Source organism: Kribbella sp. NPDC049227, assembly GCF_043197265.1.
Classification (GTDB): domain Bacteria; phylum Actinomycetota; class Actinomycetes; order Propionibacteriales; family Kribbellaceae; genus Kribbella.
On sequence record NZ_JBICST010000003.1, the window covers coordinates 627,843 to 645,843 of the forward strand.

Annotated in this window: 16 protein-coding genes; 12 read left to right on the top strand and 4 right to left on the bottom strand. The window is 68.5% G+C overall.

The genetic code is table 11. From position 1 onward, the window contains the following. Positions 1-21 precede the first annotated feature (21 nt). Positions 22-1,212: a DUF418 domain-containing protein gene (locus ACGFH6_RS15215; protein WP_393384006.1), complete on the bottom strand. Its 1,191-nt coding sequence runs from the start codon at positions 1,210-1,212 to the stop codon at positions 22-24. A 186-nt stretch (positions 1,213-1,398) separates the two neighbouring features. Here ACGFH6_RS15215 and paaA point away from each other — a divergent pair, with 186 nt between their 5' ends. From paaA to ACGFH6_RS15245, 6 genes are read left to right on the top strand one after another with little or no spacing between them, the layout of a single operon-like run. Then, positions 1,399-2,325, top strand: coding sequence for a 1,2-phenylacetyl-CoA epoxidase subunit PaaA (gene paaA, locus ACGFH6_RS15220; RefSeq protein WP_393384007.1), 927 nt, complete (start codon positions 1,399-1,401; stop codon positions 2,323-2,325). Next, the gene (gene paaB, locus ACGFH6_RS15225; protein WP_131351625.1) at positions 2,322-2,600 is read left to right on the top strand and encodes a 1,2-phenylacetyl-CoA epoxidase subunit PaaB; all 279 of its coding nucleotides are present in this window, start codon (positions 2,322-2,324) and stop codon (positions 2,598-2,600) included. Before paaA ends, paaB begins: the two co-directional genes overlap by 4 nt. Next, positions 2,597-3,337 carry a 1,2-phenylacetyl-CoA epoxidase subunit PaaC gene (gene paaC, locus ACGFH6_RS15230; protein ID WP_393384009.1) on the top strand — a complete coding sequence of 247 codons (741 nt, stop codon included), beginning with the start codon at positions 2,597-2,599 and terminating at the stop codon, positions 3,335-3,337. Before paaB ends, paaC begins: the two co-directional genes overlap by 4 nt. Beyond that, positions 3,331-3,810, top strand: a complete 480-nt coding sequence (paaD, locus tag ACGFH6_RS15235) for a 1,2-phenylacetyl-CoA epoxidase subunit PaaD (protein WP_131514527.1) — start codon at positions 3,331-3,333, stop codon at positions 3,808-3,810. Before paaC ends, paaD begins: the two co-directional genes overlap by 7 nt. After that, positions 3,810-4,895 (top strand): 1,2-phenylacetyl-CoA epoxidase subunit PaaE, encoded by a 1,086-nt coding sequence (gene paaE, locus ACGFH6_RS15240; RefSeq protein WP_393384011.1) that lies wholly within the window; start codon positions 3,810-3,812, stop codon positions 4,893-4,895. Before paaD ends, paaE begins: the two co-directional genes overlap by 1 nt. A 26-nt stretch (positions 4,896-4,921) precedes the next feature. After that, positions 4,922-5,599, top strand: coding sequence for an alpha/beta fold hydrolase (locus ACGFH6_RS15245; protein WP_393384013.1), 678 nt, complete (start codon positions 4,922-4,924; stop codon positions 5,597-5,599). Positions 5,600-5,647: 48 nt separating this feature from the next. On the opposite strand, the gene argG is transcribed toward ACGFH6_RS15245, so the two are convergent. Then, positions 5,648-7,081: an argininosuccinate synthase gene (argG, locus tag ACGFH6_RS15250; protein WP_393384015.1), complete on the bottom strand. Its 1,434-nt coding sequence runs from the start codon at positions 7,079-7,081 to the stop codon at positions 5,648-5,650. 126 nt (positions 7,082-7,207) lie between these two features. Here argG and ACGFH6_RS15255 point away from each other — a divergent pair, with 126 nt between their 5' ends. The 4 genes from ACGFH6_RS15255 to ACGFH6_RS15270 all read left to right on the top strand — a co-directional run bounded on the left by ACGFH6_RS15255 (position 7,208) and on the right by ACGFH6_RS15270 (position 11,862). Beyond that, positions 7,208-7,999 carry a metal-dependent hydrolase gene (locus ACGFH6_RS15255; protein ID WP_393384017.1) on the top strand — a complete coding sequence of 264 codons (792 nt, stop codon included), beginning with the start codon at positions 7,208-7,210 and terminating at the stop codon, positions 7,997-7,999. Between the two features lie 199 nt (positions 8,000-8,198). After that, entirely contained in the window at positions 8,199-9,113 is a 915-nt protein-coding gene (dapA, locus tag ACGFH6_RS15260; protein WP_393384019.1) for a 4-hydroxy-tetrahydrodipicolinate synthase, read from the top strand. Beyond that, positions 9,110-10,804, top strand: a complete 1,695-nt coding sequence (locus tag ACGFH6_RS15265; RefSeq protein WP_360455259.1) for a ribonuclease J — start codon at positions 9,110-9,112, stop codon at positions 10,802-10,804. Before dapA ends, ACGFH6_RS15265 begins: the two co-directional genes overlap by 4 nt. Before the next feature lie 26 nt (positions 10,805-10,830). Beyond that, positions 10,831-11,862, top strand: a complete 1,032-nt coding sequence (locus tag ACGFH6_RS15270; RefSeq protein ID WP_393384020.1) for a LacI family DNA-binding transcriptional regulator — start codon at positions 10,831-10,833, stop codon at positions 11,860-11,862. Here the strand turns inward: ACGFH6_RS15270 and ACGFH6_RS15275 are convergent. Both ACGFH6_RS15275 and ACGFH6_RS15280 read right to left on the bottom strand, forming a co-directional pair. Continuing rightward, complete coding sequence (locus ACGFH6_RS15275; RefSeq protein ID WP_393384022.1) at positions 11,836-12,903, bottom strand: fatty acid desaturase family protein; 1,068 nt, start codon at positions 12,901-12,903, stop codon at positions 11,836-11,838. The genes ACGFH6_RS15270 and ACGFH6_RS15275 overlap by 27 nt on opposite strands. A 78-nt stretch (positions 12,904-12,981) precedes the next feature. Next, positions 12,982-14,049 carry a fatty acid desaturase family protein gene (locus ACGFH6_RS15280; RefSeq protein ID WP_393384024.1) on the bottom strand — a complete coding sequence of 356 codons (1,068 nt, stop codon included), beginning with the start codon at positions 14,047-14,049 and terminating at the stop codon, positions 12,982-12,984. Positions 14,050-14,244: 195 nt separating this feature from the next. Here ACGFH6_RS15280 and ACGFH6_RS15285 point away from each other — a divergent pair, with 195 nt between their 5' ends. Both ACGFH6_RS15285 and ACGFH6_RS15290 read left to right on the top strand, forming a co-directional pair. Continuing rightward, positions 14,245-15,783: an alkaline phosphatase D family protein gene (locus ACGFH6_RS15285; protein WP_393384026.1), complete on the top strand. Its 1,539-nt coding sequence runs from the start codon at positions 14,245-14,247 to the stop codon at positions 15,781-15,783. A 145-nt stretch (positions 15,784-15,928) separates the two neighbouring features. After that, positions 15,929-17,986 carry a prolyl oligopeptidase family protein gene (locus tag ACGFH6_RS15290; RefSeq protein ID WP_393384028.1) on the top strand — a complete coding sequence of 686 codons (2,058 nt, stop codon included), beginning with the start codon at positions 15,929-15,931 and terminating at the stop codon, positions 17,984-17,986. Positions 17,987-18,001 lie beyond the last annotated feature (15 nt).

Genomic DNA, 18,001 nt, shown 5'->3' on the forward strand with positions numbered 1-18,001 from the left:
CGGCCGGCAACAGGTGAGGGGTCAGTAGACGAGCCGCCGCAGCAAGGTCTCCGCCGGCCCACGGTAGGACCGCTTCGTCATCGCGTAGGCACCGAGCACCGACACGATCCACACCGCGACCGCGCACCCGAAGGCCGTGTACGCCGTGCTGCCGAAGCGGTGACCGAGGTCCAGGGTGAAGGGCGCGAGCAGCACCATCCACGAGACCGACTGGAACAGGTAGCCCGACAGCGACCGCTGACCCAGCGAGGAGATCGCCCGGACCGGCAGCGACAGCGTGGTGATGCGCGAGACCAGCAGACCGAACAGGGCGACGTACCCGGGACCGCCGAACATGCCGCTGACGTGGGAGAGGTTGCTCATGGCGTCGACCGCGGCCTTGTCGACGTGCAGCCAGCCGGCGCCGACCAGAGCGAGCGGCAGGCCGCCGAGGATCGTGAAGCCCAGGCAGACTGCGGCGACACGGCTCAGCAGGGTGCGGTGCGCGGCCGGGTTCTCCAGGATCTGCTTGCGGGCGGCCCAGATGCCCAGCCAGACGACGATGATGAATCCGACCACACTGGCGGTGTGCAGCGGGTACTCGTGCAGCCGGTCGACCAGGCCGGCGCCGTACGACGCCGCGGCCAGCGACGGGTTCGGCTCGTTGGTCAGCGCGTGCGCCGGGCCGGAGCTGTTCAGTCCGGCGATGACGGCCTGGACCGCGGTGGTCAACACATAGAGGGCCTCGAAGACCCAGATGCCGAGGACGATGCGGTGGAACTTGTCACCGCGGTTGAGCAGGAACAGCGTGCAGATGATCCCGACGATGCCGTACGCGCCGAGGAAGTCGCCGAAGTACAGCAGTGTCGCGTGCGCCAGGCCGAAGACGATCAGCCACGTGTTGCGCTTCAGCAGGATCCGCCGGACGGCGCCGGTGGTCGCGCCGGACGAGCGCTGGCGCCGGGCGAGTTGGACGAGGCCGTAGCCGAACATCACCGCGAACACCGGGTAGGCCCGGGCGTCCACGAAGGTCAGCTTGACGAAGTTCAGCAGCCGCTCGAGGCCGTGCGGCGCGCTTTCCACACCGGGCTGGCCGGCGAAGGCGAAGTTGGCGGCGTTGGCGAGCCCGATCAGCAGCAGCATCGCACCGCGGATCAGGTCGGGCGCGAGGGCGCGCTCCTTGCCGGAGACCGGTCCGCGGTGATCGACGGCCGGGAGAGTCTGCGTAGTCACGGGGACACCCTTTCGAGAAACTGTGTAGTCCTTGAGCTGTTACTCGAAATCCTCGCCTGCCGCGACGGCCGCACCCAGCGCGCTGTCACCACTTCCCGGGGTGGACCTAGCACCACCGCGTCCGACTTTGTGACACTTGCCGTTGATCTGGCGAGAAAGTGTCACATGTCGGCTATGCTGACCGGCATGGACAGCTTCCAGGCGACCATCGACGCCGACGGCCGGATCGAGCCGCGGGACGCGATGCCGGAGGGGTACCGCAAGACCCTGATCCGGCAGATCGCGCAGCACGCGCACTCCGAGATCATCGGCATGCAGCCGGAGGGCAACTGGATCAGTCGCGCGCCGTCGCTGCGCCGCAAGGCGATCCTGATGGCCAAGGTGCAGGACGAGGCCGGCCACGGCCTCTACCTGTACGCCGCCGCCGAGACCCTCGGTGTGGATCGCGCCGACCTGCTCGACCTGCTGCACAGCGGGAAGCAGAAGTACTCCAGCATCTTCAACTACCCGACGCTGACCTGGGCCGACATCGGCGCGATCGGCTGGCTCGTCGACGGTGCCGCGATCGTCAACCAGGTGCCGCTCTGCCGCTGCTCCTACGGGCCGTACGCGCGGGCGATGGTGCGGGTCTGCAAGGAGGAGTCGTTCCACCAGCGGCAGGGGTTCGAGATCCTGCACACGCTGTGCAACGGCACCGACGGGCAGAAGGCGATGGCCCAGGATGCGCTGGACCGCTGGTGGTGGCCGTCGCTGATGATGTTCGGCCCGCCGGACTCCGCGTCGACCCACTCGGAGCAGTCGATGGCGTGGGGGATCAAGCGGCACAGCAACGACGAACTGCGCCAGCGCTTCGTCGACATGACCGTCCCGCAGGCCGACGTACTGGGGATTCGCGTGCCTGACGACGGGCTGTCGTACGACGAGGAGTCCGGGCACTATCGCTTCACCGAGCCGGACTACACCGAGTTGTACGACGTGGTGAAGGGCAACGGTCCGTGCAACGAGCAGCGGCTCGCGCACCGGGTCAAGGCGCACGAGGACGGCGCGTGGGTCCGCGAGGCCGCGGCGGCGTACGCCTCGAAGCAGGCCGCTCGCAAGGAGAGTGCCGCATGATCGAGCCGCTGTGGGAGGTCTTCGTCCGGTCTCGGCGCGGGCTGTCGCACACGCATGTCGGCAGCCTGCACGCGCCGGACGCGACGATGGCGCTGCGGAACGCGCGCGACGTCTACACCCGCCGCCAGGAAGGCGTGTCGATCTGGGTGGTGCGGGCCGCCGACATCACCGCGTCCAGCCCGGACGAGAAGGACGAGTTCTTCGACCCGGCCGGCGACAAGGTCTACCGGCACCCGACCTTCTACCAGGTCCCGGAAGGCGTCGAGCATCTGTGAACGACCTCTTCGTCTACTCGCTCCGGCTCGGCGACGACGCGCTGATCTCCGCCCAGCGCACCGCCGAGTGGATCGCGGCCGCGCCGCAGCTCGAGGAGGACGTTGCCCTCGGCAACATCGGGCTGGATCAGCTCGGGCAGGCCCGGTCGCTGCTGCAGTACGCCGGTGCGGTCGAGGGCGCCGGTCGCTCGGAGGACGATCTCGCGTACCTCCGGGACGAGCGCGACTTCCTCAACCTGCAGTTGTGCGAGCTGCCGAACGGCGACTTCGCTCACGCGATGGCGCGGTTGCTGTACTTCGCGACGTACCAGCAACTGCTGTACGACGAGCTCCGGGGCTGTGACGACGAGCAGCTGGCCGGTGTGGCCGGTAAGGCGGTCAAGGAGGTCGCGTACCACGTCGACCACGCGACTCAGTGGGTGCTGCGCCTCGGCGACGGCACCGACGAGAGCCACCGCCGGATGGAGCAGGCGCTGGACGCACTCTGGCCTTACACCGCCGAGATGTTCGAGTCCGACGACCTCGTACGTCGTCTCGCGGTCGCCGTGGATCCGGTGACGCTGCAGGACGAGTGGACGCGCCGGGTGATGGCAGTGATCGACGAATCCACGTGCGGCCGGCCCTCGGCGTCGTACCAGCACAGTGGTGGCCGTCAGGGTCGGCACACGGAGCATCTGGGCTTTCTGCTTGCGGAGCTGCAGCATGTGGCTCGTTCGCATCCGGGGGCGACATGGTGACCGACACCGCGATCCTCGAAGCAGTGGGAGAGGTCGCTGATCCTGAGGTTCCGGTGCTGACGATCGCCGACCTCGGTGTGCTGCGGGGTGTGCGGCACGAGGGCGACGAGGTCGTCGTCACGATCACCCCGACGTACTCCGGCTGTCCGGCGATGGATCTGATCCGGCACGAGGTGGAGCTCACGCTCCAGGCCCTGCAGGTGGACGGACGGGTCGAGACCGTGTTGTCGCCGGCCTGGACCACGGACTGGATGAGTGAGTCGGGCAAGGCGAAGCTGACCGAGTACGGGATCGCTCCGCCGACCGGGCGCCGGGCCGTTGGCGGTCCGGTGATGCTGAGTCTGACTGTGCGGTGCCCGTTGTGCGGGTCGCCGGACACGACCGAGTTGAGTCACTTCGGGTCGACCTCGTGCAAGTCGCTGTGGCGGTGCAACTCGTGCCGCGAACCCTTCGATCACTTCAAGGCATTGTGATGACGACGACTGTGGCCCGTCGGCGGGCCGTCTTTCATCCGTTGAAGGTGGCGGCGATCGAGGCGATCACCGACGACTCGGTGGCGATCACGTTCGAGGTGACGCCGGAGTTGGCCGACGAGTACGAGTTCAGCGCCGGGCAGCATCTCACCATCCGCCGGGCTGGTGAGGAGGTACGCCGCAGCTACTCGATCTGCTCGCCGGCCGGTTCGGGCGTGTTGCGGATCGGCGTGAAGCGGATCCCGGGCGGCGAGTTCTCGGCGTACGCGGCGAACGGGCTGAAGGTCGGCGACGAGCTCGAGGTGATGACGCCGCTCGGGCGGTTCGGTACGACGCTCGATCCGGCGAACGCGAAGCACTACGCCTTCGTGGCCGCGGGCAGTGGGATCACGCCGGTGCTGTCGCTGGTCGCGACGATCTTGTCGGTCGAATCGTCGTCGCGCGTGACTCTGCTCTACGGCAACCGGACCGCAGGATCGGTGATGTTCGCGGACGAGCTCGCCGACCTCAAGGATCGGTACCCCGAGCGGTTCCACCTGGTGCATGTGTTGTCGCGGGAGTCGACTGAGGTGGAGCTGTTCAGCGGGCGGATCGACACTGACCGGCTGGGGCGGATGTTCGCGACGATCCTGCCGCTGGAGTCCGTGGACGAGTGGTTCCTCTGTGGTCCGTACGCGATGGTCGTCGGCGCGCAGGAGTTGTTGCTGGGGGAGGGGGTGGCGCGCGAACACGTCCACGCCGAGCTCTTCCACGTCGGCGACGAGGCTCCGGCGGCTCCGGTCGAGGAGGCGCCCACCGACGAGAACGCGGCCCAAGTGACCGTGATCCTCGACGGCCGTCGATCGACGTTCCCGCTCGCCGAGCACTCGAAGGCGGTTCTCGATGCAACCCTCGCCGTCCGCTCCGACGCCCCGTTCGCCTGCAAGGGCGGCGTCTGCGGCACCTGCCGCGCCAAGGTCCTCGAGGGTTCCGTCCGCATGGACACCAACTGGGCCCTGGAACCCGACGAGATCCGCGCCGGCTACGTCCTGACCTGCCAGTCCCACCCCACCACCCCCACTGTCACCCTCGACTACGACGCCTGACCCTCCGCCCGGGTTTGGATGACGGCATGCGAGTCTCTCTGTCCGCAGGCGAATTCGAGTACGTCGAGACCGGCGATCTGTCGGCACCACCGATGGTGCTGCTGCACGGCCTCCGATCCAGTGCGGCGACCTGGGAGCCGGTGACGCCAGGGTTGGCCGAGCGGTGGCACGTTTTCGCGCTGGATCAGCGCGGGCACGGAGCGAGTGCGCGGACAACGGAGTACTCGTTCGAGGCGATGCGTGACGACGTGCTCGAGTTCGTGGACCGGCTCGGGCTCGACAAGTTCCTGCTGGTCGGTCATTCCATGGGTGGGAGCGTCGCGGCGATCTTCGCCGAGCAGCACTCCGAACGGCTCACCGGGCTGGTCCTGGTCGACAGCCCGCCGCCGGACGGCGAGGGCGACTGGACCGTGCCTCCGCGACCCGACGGTGAGCTCGATTACGACTGGGACTGCTTCGTGGCAATCTTCCGTCAGCTCGCCGACCCGGATCCCGCCTGGTGGGCAGACCTGCCGAGGATCTCCGTCCCGACCCTGGTCATCAGCGGCGGCTCGACCAGCCCTGTCCCGCCACAGGTGCTCCCCGAAGTCGCCCGCCGCATTCCCGACGCCACGCTCACCACCATCGATGGTGCCGGCCACGTGGTCCACCAAACCCGGCCCACCGAGTTCCTGGCGGCGCTCGACCAGCACCTCGCCAGATAAGCCAGCGACCGGTCTCCCCTGAAGACCGGTCGCTGGGTCGGGGTGGAATCAGTCGGTGCCGGATTCCATGGCGGCGCGGTCCAGCAACTCGTCTTCTTCGGTGGCTTCGCCCCGGGAGGCGATGGCTTCGGCTCCGCCGGTGGGCATGGCGCCGATCAGGTCGGTGGAGGAGGCCAGGGCCGGGTTCGTGCTGCCGAACATGCCGAGGCCGGCGTACTGCTCGAGCTTGGAGCGGGAGTCGGCGATGTCCAGGTTGCGCATCGTCAGCTGACCGATCCGGTCGACCGGGCCGAAGGCCGAGTCCTCGATCCGCTCCATCGACAGCTTGTCCGGGTGGTAGCTGAGCGCCGGGCCGGTGGTGTCGAGGATCGAGTAGTCCTCGCCCCGCCGGAGCCGCAGCGTGACCTCACCGGTCACCGCCGTACCGACCCACCGCTGCAGGGACTCCCGCAGCATCAGCGACTGCGGGTCCAGCCAGCGGCCTTCGTACATCAGCCGGCCGAGCCGCCGGCCCTCGTTGTGGTAGTTCGCCAGCGTGTCCTCGTTGTGGATCGCGCTCACCAGCCGCTCGTACGCCGAGTGCAGCAGCGCCATCCCGGGAGCCTCGTAGATGCCCCGGCTCTTCGCCTCGATCACCCGGTTCTCGATCTGGTCCGACATGCCCAGGCCGTGCCGGCCGCCGATCGCGTTCGCCTCCAGCACGAGGTCGACCGCGGAGCCGAACTCCTTGCCGTTGATGGTCACCGGCCGGCCCTGCTCGAAGCCGATCGAGACCTCTTCCGGCAGGATCTCCACCTCCGGATCCCAGTGCTTCACGCCCATGATCGGGTCGACGTTCTCGATCCCGGTGTCGAGGTGCTCCAGCGTCTTCGCCTCGTGCGTGGCGCCCCAGATGTTGGCGTCGGTGGAGTAGGCCTTCTCGGTGCTGTCCCGGTACGGCAACTGGTGCGCGACCAGCCACTCCGACATCTCCTTGCGCCCGCCCAGCTCGTGCACGAACTGCGCGTCCAGCCACGGCTTGTAGATCCGCAGCTGCGGGTTCGCCAGCAGGCCGTAGCGGTAGAACCGCTCGATGTCGTTGCCCTTGAACGTCGACCCGTCGCCCCAGATCTGCACGTCGTCGTCGAGCATCGCCCGGACCAGCAGCGTGCCGGTGACGGCCCGCCCGATCGGGGTGGTGTTGAAGTACGTCCGCCCGCCCGAGCGGATGTGGAACGCGCCGCAGGCCAGCGCGGCCAGCCCTTCCTCGACCAGCGCCGCCCGGCAGTCGACCAGGCGGGTGATCTCCGCGCCGTACGCCGTGGCCCGGCCGGGGACCGAGGCGATGTCGGGCTCGTCGTACTGACCGAGGTCGGCGGTGTATGTGCAGGGCACCGCTCCCTTGTCGCGCATCCACGCGACCGCGACGGACGTGTCGAGACCTCCCGAGAACGCGATCCCGACCCGCTCACCAACCGGCAATGACGTAAGCACCTTGGACACAGGAAAAGTATGCACGCCTCTGCATGATTATGCAAAACGGTGTCGTGGGCGAGCCTCCCTGGCGGGCGGCATTCGAATTGAAAGGATGGGTCGTTGCCGGGGTGAGGGAGTGGTGAGGCGCGCGTGATGGGTCGGTCGCATGCCCTGTCGGGGTGGTGCCTGGGACTGGCGGTCGCACCGCTGGTCGGTCTGACGTCGGTGGCGGAGGTGGTGCCGTTCGCGGCGGCCACGGCCGGCTACGCGCTCGTCCCCGACCTCGATCACCCAGGTGCGAGTGCGTCCCGGCTGCTCGGTCCGGTGACCGGACTGGTGTCCGCGATGATCCGTACCTTCTCCGGCCTGCTCTACGACCTCACCAAGGGACCACGGGATGAGGACAGCACCGGGAAGCATCGCCACGCCACGCACACCCTGGCCGCCGCGATCCTGCTCGGCGTACTCGCGGCAAGCCTCGGCGACCGCGGGAAGTGGGCAGTGCTCGCCATCGCCGCGACCGGACTCCTCCTGGCTGCCCACGTGCTGGGCGACTGGCTGATCATCGCCGTCCTCGCAGCGGTCGGCTGGTCAGTCATGGGTACGGCGCTGCCCGGTACGTCGACTGCGGACGCCGTACAAGCCGGCCTGACCGGGATCGGCGGATGGATCGGTGTCGCGGTGGCGCTCGGCATGTTCACGCATTGCCTTGGTGACAGCCTGACCCGCTCCGGTTGCCCGTGGTTGTGGCCGCTGCCGATCCGCGGCGAGACCTGGTACGAGATCAGGCTCCCGCGTCCACTGCGCTTCCGCACCGGCGGCTGGGTCGAGCGCATCCTCGTCGCGCCGTTGCTCCTGGCCGGCGGCGTACTGCTGCTCCCTGGCGCGGTCCAAGCAGTGGAGCGACTCTTCGACGCCACCTCGATCTGGCTGGCCGGTCGATGACGAATCCGCGACGGTACGCAAGCCTGCAACTACCGAGAGTATTCACAGAATTTTTTCCGGACTTTTTTGGTCGAAGCTGTAACGACTGCTGGGCCCGGCCCGATAGGACGAGTGAGCCTGGTAGCTGCCCGGACCCCCGAGCGGACAGCTATCAGGCCTACTCATTTCCCCGAGGCTTCGGAGCGGTAATCTGAGCCCCATGTCCTCGCCAGATTCTTCTGCCTCGTCGGCGCTGCCCTTCGGCCGCCTGACGACGGCCATGGTCACCCCGTTCCGGCCCGATGGGGCGCTCGATCTCGAGGCCGCGCAGAAGGTGGCCACCTATCTGGTCGACCGCGGCAACGACGCGCTGGTGATCAACGGGACCACCGGCGAGGCGCCGACGACCTCCGACGCGGAGAAGGTCCAGCTCGTCAAGGCGGTGCTCGACGCGGTCGGTGACCGGGCCAAGGTGATCGCCGGGGTCGGCACCAACGACACCAGGCACACGATCGAGTGCGCGAAGCAGGCCGAGGCCGCGGGCGCCGACGGCCTCCTGGTCGTCACGCCGTACTACAACAAGCCTCCGCAGGACGGGCTGCGCGCGCACTTCACCGCGGTCGCCGACGCCACCGGCCTGCCGAACATGGTCTACGACATCCCCGGCCGGGCCGGCGTGGAGGTGAAGACCGAGACGCTGATCGCGCTCGCCGAGCACCCGCGGATCGTCGCGGTGAAGGACGCCAAGGGCGACGTGGCCGGGGCCACCAAGGTGATGGCGAACACCGATCTGTTCTACTACTGCGGTGCGGACGAGCTGAATCTCGCCTGGCTCGCGATCGGCGCGGTGGGTATCGCCAGCGTCGTCGCGCATGTCGCGAGTGAGCCGTACCGGCAACTGATCGACGCCGTGGTGGCCGGCGACCTCGCCACCGCACGAGAGATCGACCGACGGGTGGTGCCCGCCGTCGAGGCGATCATGACCAGGACCCAGGGCGCCATCATGGTGAAGGCCGCGCTCAAGCTGGCCGGCGTCATCGAGCACGCGACACTCCGGTCGCCGTTGATTGAGGCGACCGCGGAGCAAGTGGACTGGCTCACCACCGACCTCAAGACGGCAGGACTGATTGCATGAGCCATCCCCACCCAGATCTCGACGCGCCCGGACCTCTGACCCCGGGCGCTTTGCGGGTCATCCCGCTCGGCGGCCTCGGCGAGGTCGGCCGGAACATGACGGTCTTCGAGTACGACGGGAAGCTGCTGGTCGTCGACTGCGGCGTACTGTTCCCGGACGAGAACCAGCCCGGCGTGGACCTGATCCTGCCGGACTTCCAGCCGATCCGGGACCGCCTCGACGACATCGTCGCGGTGGTTCTGACCCACGGCCACGAGGACCACATCGGCGGCTTGCCCTACCTGCTGCGTGAGCGGGGTGACATCCCGGTCATCGGCTCGCAGCTCACGCTCGCGTTGCTGGAGGGCAAGCTCAAGGAGCACCGGCACCGCAACGTGCCGCAGCAGACCGTGGTCGAGGGCGAGAAGCTCCAGATCGGCCCGTTCGTCTGCGAGTTCATCGCGGTCAACCACTCGATCCCGGACGCGCTCGCGGTGGCGATCCGGACGCCGGCCGGCATGGTGCTGCACACCGGCGACTTCAAGATGGACCAGTTGCCGCTGGACAACCGGATCACCGACCTGCGCGCGTTCGCGCGGCTCGGCGAGGAGGGCGTGGACCTGTTCTGCGTCGACTCCACCAACTCCGAGGTGCCCGGCTTCACCACGCACGAGCGCGACATCGCGCCGGTGCTGGACCGGGTCTTCACCAACGCGAAGAACCAGCGCATCATCGTCGCCTGCTTCGCCTCGCATGTGCACCGTGTCCAGCAGGTGATGGACGCCGCGGTGAAGCACCGCCGCAAGGTCGCGTACGTCGGCCGCTCGATGGTGCGCAACATGGGTGTGGCCCGTGACCTCGGCTTCCTGAACGTGCCCGGTGACACGCTGATCGACATGCGCGAGCTGGACAACTACCCGCCGGAACAGGTCGTGCTGGTCTCGACCGGTTCGCAGGGTGAGCCGATGTCGGCGCTGTCGCGGATCGCGGCCAACGACCACCACGTGGTCCAGATCCAGCCGGGGGACACCGTCGTACTGGCGTCGTCCCTGATCCCGGGCAACGAGAACTCGGTCTACCGGGTGATCAACGGCCTGACCCGGCACGGGGCGAACGTGATCCACAAGGGCAACGCGCTGGTGCACGTGTCCGGTCACGCGAGCGCCGGCGAGCTGCTCTACTGCTACAACATCGTCAAGCCGCGCAACGTGATGCCGGTGCACGGCGAGATCCGGCACCTGCACGCGAACGCCGACCTCGCGATCCAGACCGGCGTACCGCGGGAGAACGTGGTCGTGGTCGAGGACGGCGTCGTGGTCGACCTGATCGACCGTAAGGCCGTCGTGGCCGGCAAGGTCGACTGCGGGTACGTCTTCGTCGACGGCTCGACCGTCGGCGACGTCACCGAGACCTCGCTGAAGGACCGCCGGATCCTCGGCGACGAGGGTTTCATCTCGGTCATCGCCGTGATGGACTCGGTCACCGGCAAACTGACCGCCGGGCCGGAGATCCAGGCGCGCGGGTTCGTCGAGGACGACAGTGTCTTCGACGACCTGAAGCCGCGGATCGAGGCGGAGATCGAGAAGGCGATCGGCGGCGGTGTGGACGACATGTACCAGCTGCAGCAAGTGATCCGGCGGGTGGTGGGCAAATGGGTCAGCGATACCCACCGCCGTCGCCCGATGATCATCCCGGTCGTCGTCGAGAGCTGAGCAGACAGGAAAGGGTGGGCCGGCGGGTGAGCATCAGCGGGGTGAACGGCACGGGGCAGCGCCGGCCCACGATGAAGGAGGTCGCGGCCCGGGCGGGCGTCGCGCTGAAGACGGTCTCCCGGGTGGTGAACGAGGAGCCGAACGTCAGCCCGGAGCTGACCGCGAAGGTCCAGGCGGCGATCAAGGAGCTCAACTACACCCCGAACGAGAGTGCCCGGATGCTGCGCCGCGGCAAGACCGGGACGATCGCGGTGGTCATCCGCGACATCGGCGACCCGTTCTTCGCCTCGCTCGGCCGTGCGGTCGAGCTGTGGGCCCGCTCGAGCGGTTCGGTCGTGATGATCGGCCTGACCGACGAGGACCCCGAGCGGGAGCGGGAGGTCTGCCTGGAGTTCGTCGCCCGCCGGCCGGACGCGCTGATCATGGCGCCGATCGGGGAGACCCAGGACTACCTCGCCCCGCACGTCGACGCCGGGATGGCGGTCGTCACGATCGACCGGCCGGCGCACGGGATCGAGGCCGACGCGGTGCTGGCCGACAATGCCGGCGGCATCGACCAGGCGATCGACCACCTGGTCCGGCAGGGGCATCGGCGGATCGCGTACCTCGGTGACGACGAGCGGATCTTCACCGCCCGCGAGCGCGTGGTCGCCTACCGGGCCGCGATGGCCCGGCACCGGATCGACGTGGACGAGGATCTGGTCCACCTGTCCGAGCCCACCACGGAGGGCATCGGCATCACGCTGTCCGCCGTACTGGACCGGGCGGAGCCGGCCACGGCGTTGCTTTCGGCAAACAACATGACGACCGCCGAGGTGCTCCGTGGACTGGCCGGCCGGCGGGACAAAGTCGCGTTGGTGTCGTTCGACGACCTCGCGCTCGGCGACCTGCTCAGCCCGGGGCTGACCGCGGTGGCGCAGTCGGCCGACGTGATGGCCCGGACCGCGATCCAGTTGATGACCGAGCGGCTGCCCGAGCCGCACCGGCCGGGCCGCACGGTCCGCGTCCCGGTGAAGCTGACGATCCGCGGCTCAGGCGAGATCCCGCCCACCGGCTGAGCGGAGTTCCGCCGCCAGCGGGCACTGGAACGGGTCCCGTGCTCTGAGCCCGACGTTGTTCAGGTAGTCGACGACGATCCGGTACGACTCGAACAGGCCGACCTCGGTGTACGCGACGCCGTGCGAAGCGCAGTACTCGCGAACGATCGGCTGGACCTGGCGGAGCGTCGGCCGCGGCATGCTCGGGAACAGATGGTGCTCGATCTGGTAGTTCAGGCCGCCCAGCGCGAAGTCGGTCAGGGTGCCGCCGCGGATGTTGCGGGACATCAGCACCTGGCGGCGGAGGAAGTCGAGCTTCATCCCGGCCGGGACGAGCGGCATGCCCTTGTGGTTCGGCGCGAACGCGGCACCGAGGCACACGCCGAACACGGCGAGCTGCAGACCGAGGAAGGCGCTGGCCTTGCCCATCGGGAGCAACAGATACAGCGCTGCCACGTAGCCGGCGATCCTCGACATCACGACTGCGGCCTCGATCCTGTCCAGCCGGTTCGCGTCGCGGCGCAGGAGGTGCCGCACGCTCGACGAATGCAGGCCGATTCCTTCCAGCGTCAGGAGCGGGAAGAACAGCCAGCCCTGCCGCGCCGCGATCCATCGACCGACTCGCCCGCGCTTCGCGAGCGCGCTCGGCGTGAAGGCGATCGCATCGAGCTGTACGTCGGGATCCTTGTCCACCTGGTTCGGGGCGGCGTGGTGCCGGGAGTGCTTGTTCCGCCACCAGGTCACGCTCATCCCCGCGATGCAGCCGGCCAGGACTCGTGCGGTCCAGTCGTTCCGCGCCGCCGAGTGGAAGATCTGCCGGTGGGCGCTGTCGTGGCTGAGGAACGCCACCTGCACCAGCACGAGCGCCAACGCACCGGCCAGCAACAGCTGGAACCAGGAGTCGCCGAGCAGTACGACGCCCACTGAGACTGCCAGCAAGGCGGTCAGGACCAGACTGATCCGCGTGTAGTAGTAGCCCTGCCGGCGTCGAAGGAGGCCGAGTTCCTGCACGGTCTGCAGGAGGTCGGTGTAGAGGCTGACGTACCGCTGCTGGGTGCGCACGCCTAGATGATCGCGCCCAGCGGCCAAGTGCTCATGAAGGTGAGCGCGGTGTCAGGTGTCCGGTTGGCAAAGTGCCGGCTAGCGCATCTGTGCGGCGAGCGGACATTCGAACGGATCGCGTGCCCTCAGCCCGACGTTGTTCAGGTAGTCGACGACGATGCCGTACGACGTGAACAGCCCGACCTCGGTGTACTTCACCCCGTGCATGTCGCAGTACTCGCGAACGATCGGCTGGACCTGGCGCAGCGTCGGCCGCGGCATGCTCGGGAACAGGTGGTGCTCGATCTGGTAGTTGAGCCCACCGAGCGCGAAGTCCACGATGATCCCGCCCCGGATGTTGCGGGACATCATCACCTGGCGGCGGAGGAAGTCGAGTTTCATCGTCGCCGGGACGAGCGGCATGCCCTTGTGGTTCGGTGCGAACGACCCGCCGAGGCAGATCCCGAACACGGCCAGCTGCAGCCCGAAGAACGCTCCGGCCTTGCCGACCGGCAGCAGGATCAGCAGCACCGCCACCGATCCGGCCAGCCGGGTCAGCACGATCGCGGCTTCGATGCGCTCGATCGAGGTCGCCGTACGCCGGAGCAGGTGGCGCAGACTGGCCACGTAGAGGCTCAGGCCCTCCAAGGTGAGCAGCGGGAAGAACAGCCAGCCCTGACGCCGGGTCAGCCAGCCGCGCAGACCCTTGCGCTGGGCAAAGAATTCTGGCGTGAAGGCGATGACTCCCGGGCCGATGTCCGGGTCGCGCTCGAGCTGGTTCGGCGCGGCGTGGTGGCGGCTGTGCTTGGAATGCCACCAGCCGGAACTCATGCCGACCAGTACGGAGGCCAGCAGGCGCGTGGTCCAGTCGTTCCATCGGTTCGAGTCGAAGATCTGCCGATGGGCGCCGTCGTGGCTGAGGAACGCGACCTGGGTCAGCACGAGCGCCAGCCCGCCGGCCAGGAGGAGTACGAGCCACGAGTTGCCGAGCAGGGCGACTCCGGCCCAGACGGCCGCGAACGCGATCGTCACCAGGGCGATCCGGATCCAGTAGTAGCTGTGGCGCCGCTTCAGCAGCCCGAGCTCGCGCACGGTGCGGGACAGGTCGGTGTAGAGGCTTGCGTACCGCTGCTGCGGATGGTCGTCATCCGCGACGAGTTGCGACATGAGAAACGCCCCGCTCCGGGAGTGCATCGACCGCGATGCGCTACCGGGTCCGGGGCAGCGCCACACGTATCTGTGGCTGGTACCACCACGGAACCACGGACACGGACCTGGCGCAACCGGCGGTGTCAATGTGAGACAGGACGCTGATCATCCGGGGTTCACCCGGTCGTCACCGGTGCGGAGGAAGCTGGCGGAATGAACCTGAGCCGCCGCCAGCTCTTGGCCGCATCCACCGTCGCCGGCGCCTCCCTGGCTGTGCCCGGAATCCAGTCCAGCGTGGCCACCGCGGCCCCCAACGTCGTACGTCGTGACCGGCCCGCGCTGCCGTCCGGGATCATGTCGGGCGACGTCACCGAGAACTCCGCCGTCGTCTGGTCCCGGACCGACCGCCGCGCCCGGCTGGTCGTCGACCTGACCAGCAACGGCCGCTTCGACCGGGCGATCCGGTTGCGTGGCCCGATCACCGGACCCGACGACGACTTCACCGCCCAGCTGCCGCTGAAGGGCCTGCGCCCGGGCCAGCGCTACGACTACCGGATCGCGTTCGAGGACTCCTCGGGCCGCCGCGGCGAGACCCTCGAGGGTTCGTTCGGTACGCCGGGCCGCAACCGCGGACTGTCGTTCGTGTGGACCGGCGACACCGCCGGGCAGGGGTACGGGATCAACCCGGAGATCGGCGGCATGGCGGCGTACAAGGCCATGCACCAGACCCGGCCGGACTTCTTCCTGCACTCCGGCGACAACATCTACGCCGACGGCCCGATCGAGGCCGAGCTGAAAGTTGCCGACGGCACCGTCTGGAAGAACGTGGTGACCGAGGAGGTCTCCAAGGTCGCCGAGACGCTGGCCGAGTACCGCGGCCGGTACAAGTACAACCTGCTCGACGACAACGTCCGGGCGCTGTACGCCGACGTTCCGATCGTCAGCCAGTGGGACGACCACGAGACGCTGAACAACTGGTACCCCGGTGAGATCCTCACCGACGACCGCTACACCGAGAAGCGGGTCGACGTCCTGGCGGCCCGAGCCCGGAAGGCGTTCCTCGAGTACCTGCCGATGGTGCACCCGGCCGGCCGGAACCGGATCTACCGCAAGGTGAGCTGCGGCCCGCTGCTGGACGTGTTCTGCCTCGACATGCGGACGTACCGCGGCGCGAACCCGACCCCCGACACCGTCGGCCCGGTCGCGATGCTCGGTGCCGAGCAGGCCGCGTGGCTGGTCCGCGAGGCGGCCGCGTCGAAGGCGACCTGGAAGGTGATCGCCAGCGACATGCCGCTCGGCCTGCTGGTCCCGGACGGCCCGCTGATCGAGGCCGTCGCGAACGGCGTCAGCGGCGCGCCCGGCGGCCGTGAGCACGAGATCGCCTGGGTGCTGAGCCAGTTCAAGCGGCGCAAGGTCCGCAACACGATCTGGCTGACCGCGGACGTCCACTACGCCGCGGCTCACCACTACGACCCGTCCCGTGCGGCCTACACCGACTTCGACCCGTTCTGGGAGCTCGTGGCCGGCCCGGTCAACGCGGGTGCGTTCGGGCCCAACGCACTGGACTCGACGTTCGGCCCGAAGGTCGAGTTCGTGAAGGCGGCCGACTTCCCGAGCCAGTCGCCGGCCAGCGGCAACCAGTTCTTCGGTCACGTCTCGATCGACCCCCGCAGCGGCGTGTTCACCGCGTCCCTGCGCAACCTGTTCGGCACCGTGCTCTGGTCCCAGGACATCAACCCGGCCCGCCACTGAGGGCCCGTCGTACCCACCGGCCTCCGGCGCCTGCGCGGGATGCCGCCCACCGGGGGCGGTGGGTACGACGCTCATTGCCGCCGGCAGAACTCCAGTGGATGAACTTTCTGCTTGAAAGTCGCGCTCGGCGGTTAGGTTGGAGCGCATGACCGCCGCTTACCCCGAGAGCCGTCGCGACGACGTCGTCGACACGCTGCACGGCCACCAGATCGCCGACCCGTACCGCTGGCTGGAGGACCCGGACTCCGCCGACACCCAGGACTGGGTCCGCCGGCAGAACGAGTTCACCCAGGCCGAGTTGTCGACGTACCCGGAGCGGGAGTGGTTCGAGGCCACGATGTCCGCGATCCTGGCCCGGCCGCGGGCCGGCGTACCGGCGAAGAAGGCCGGCTGGTACTTCGCCGGCCGCAACGACGGCACCCAGGCGCAGGACGTCGTGTACGTCGCGGAGTCGCTCGAGGAACTGCTCGACGGCGGCCGGATCCTGATCGACCCGAACACGCTGTCCGCCGACGGCACCGACTCGCTGGGCTCGTTCACTGTCAGCCCGGACGGCAAGTACTTCGCCTACGGCATCAACGAGAGCGGCAGCGACTGGACGACGTTCCGGCTGCTCGACATCGCCACCGGCACCGCGGTGGACGACGGCGTCACCGAGGCGAAGTTCTGCGAGGCCACCTGGCTCCCGGACAGTTCGGCGTATCTGTATCTGCACTATCCGCCGACCGGCCGGAGCGAGGGCACGGAGACGAAGTCGCTGACCGGTGGCCGGCTGATGCTGCACAAGGTCGGCGACCCGCAGTCGTCGGACGAGCTGGTGCTGAGCTTCCCGGACCAGGACCGCTACTTCATCACGCCCGAGGTGTCCGAGGACGACCGCTACCTGGTCGTGCACATCACCGAGGGCACCGACCCGGCGACCCGGCTCTGGGTCTTCCCGATCACGTCGGACGGCCTCGGTGATCCGGTCAAGGTGGTGGACGAGTTCACCGACGAGATCGCGTTCGTGCGGATGTCCGGTGATCAGCTCGTACTGCGGACCGACCGAGGCGCGTCGCGTGGTCGCGTGGTGCTCTCCTCGCTGGACGGCACGTTCACCGATCTGATCCCGGAGGGCGAGGCGACCCTGCAGGCGGTCCGCGGTACGGCGGCCGGCCTGACGACCCTCACGCTTGTCGACGCACAGCCAGTGCTGACGCTGTACGCGCTGGACGGCTCGGGTGCTCGCGTTGTCGACGTACCGGGTGGGGGAGTGGTCGGTCTCAACGCGTCGCCGGAGTACGACGAGATCTTCGTCGGCCTGTCGACCACCACGGATCCCACACTGTCGTACGTCGTGTCGGCCGACTCGGGCTCTGTGCGTGCGTTGCCGGAGCTGGTCCGTGGCGGTGGTGGCTTCACCCCGCCATCGGTCACGGTGACGCGCCGGATCGTGCCGGGCCGCGACGTGCCGTACTTCCTGATCACTCGCTCCGACCTGGACTTCTCGCAGCCGCGGCCGACTCTCATGTGGGGGTACGGCGGCTTCCGCATCCCGGTCCTGGCCGACTACCGGCCGGGTTGGCCGGCGTGGCTCGCGGCCGGCGGAGTGCTGGTGATCGCCAACCTGCGCGGTGGTGGTGAGTACGGCAGCGACTGGCACGACGCCGGGCGGCTGAAGAACAAGCAGAACGTGTTCGACGACTTCATCGCCGTGGCCGAGCACCTGCGCGACACCCGCGTGACCACTCCGGAGCAGCTGGCCATCCACGGCCGCAGCAACGGCGGTCTGCTCGTCGGTGCGGTGATGGCGCAACGCCCCGACCTCTTCGCGGTCGCCCTGCCGGGCGTGGGGGTCATGGACATGTTGCGCTTCCACCTGTTCACCGTGGGAGCCGCCTGGGCCTCCGACTTCGGGCATCCGGACGACGCGTCGCAGTTCGAGGACCTGCTGGCCTACTCACCGCTCCACAGTCTGCGGGACGGTACGTCGTATCCGGCGACGCTCGTGGTGACCGGTGACCACGACGATCGCGTCGTGCCGTTGCACAGTCACAAGTTCATCGCGACGCTGCAGCATGCCCAGTCCTCGGCCGCACCGATCTTGACTCGGATCGAGGTCAACACCGGTCACGGATTCGGCAAGCCCGCTGCGATGGTCGCGTCGGAATGGGCGGACCTACTGGCGTTCGCTGCTCACCACACCGGACTGCGGGTGGAGTAGCCGGTCGGTATTTTG

What these genes read in the sequence shown, in the direction of transcription:
- ACGFH6_RS15285 (WP_393384026.1), top strand. Translation starts at nt 14,245, where the DNA reads ATGAACCTGAGCCGCCGCCAGCTCTTGGCCGCATCCACCGTCGCCGGC.
- ACGFH6_RS15265 (WP_360455259.1), top strand. Translation starts at nt 9,110, where the DNA reads ATGAGCCATCCCCACCCAGATCTCGACGCGCCCGGACCTCTGACCCCG.
- ACGFH6_RS15255 (WP_393384017.1), top strand. Translation starts at nt 7,208, where the DNA reads ATGGGTCGGTCGCATGCCCTGTCGGGGTGGTGCCTGGGACTGGCGGTC.
- paaB (WP_131351625.1), top strand. Translation starts at nt 2,322, where the DNA reads ATGATCGAGCCGCTGTGGGAGGTCTTCGTCCGGTCTCGGCGCGGGCTG.
- ACGFH6_RS15290 (WP_393384028.1), top strand. Translation starts at nt 15,929, where the DNA reads ATGACCGCCGCTTACCCCGAGAGCCGTCGCGACGACGTCGTCGACACG.
- paaD (WP_131514527.1), top strand. Translation starts at nt 3,331, where the DNA reads ATGGTGACCGACACCGCGATCCTCGAAGCAGTGGGAGAGGTCGCTGAT.
- paaE (WP_393384011.1), top strand. Translation starts at nt 3,810, where the DNA reads ATGACGACGACTGTGGCCCGTCGGCGGGCCGTCTTTCATCCGTTGAAG.
- paaA (WP_393384007.1), top strand. Translation starts at nt 1,399, where the DNA reads ATGGACAGCTTCCAGGCGACCATCGACGCCGACGGCCGGATCGAGCCG.
- ACGFH6_RS15245 (WP_393384013.1), top strand. Translation starts at nt 4,922, where the DNA reads ATGCGAGTCTCTCTGTCCGCAGGCGAATTCGAGTACGTCGAGACCGGC.
- ACGFH6_RS15280 (WP_393384024.1), bottom strand. Translation starts at nt 14,049, where the DNA reads ATGTCGCAACTCGTCGCGGATGACGACCATCCGCAGCAGCGGTACGCA.
- dapA (WP_393384019.1), top strand. Translation starts at nt 8,199, where the DNA reads ATGTCCTCGCCAGATTCTTCTGCCTCGTCGGCGCTGCCCTTCGGCCGC.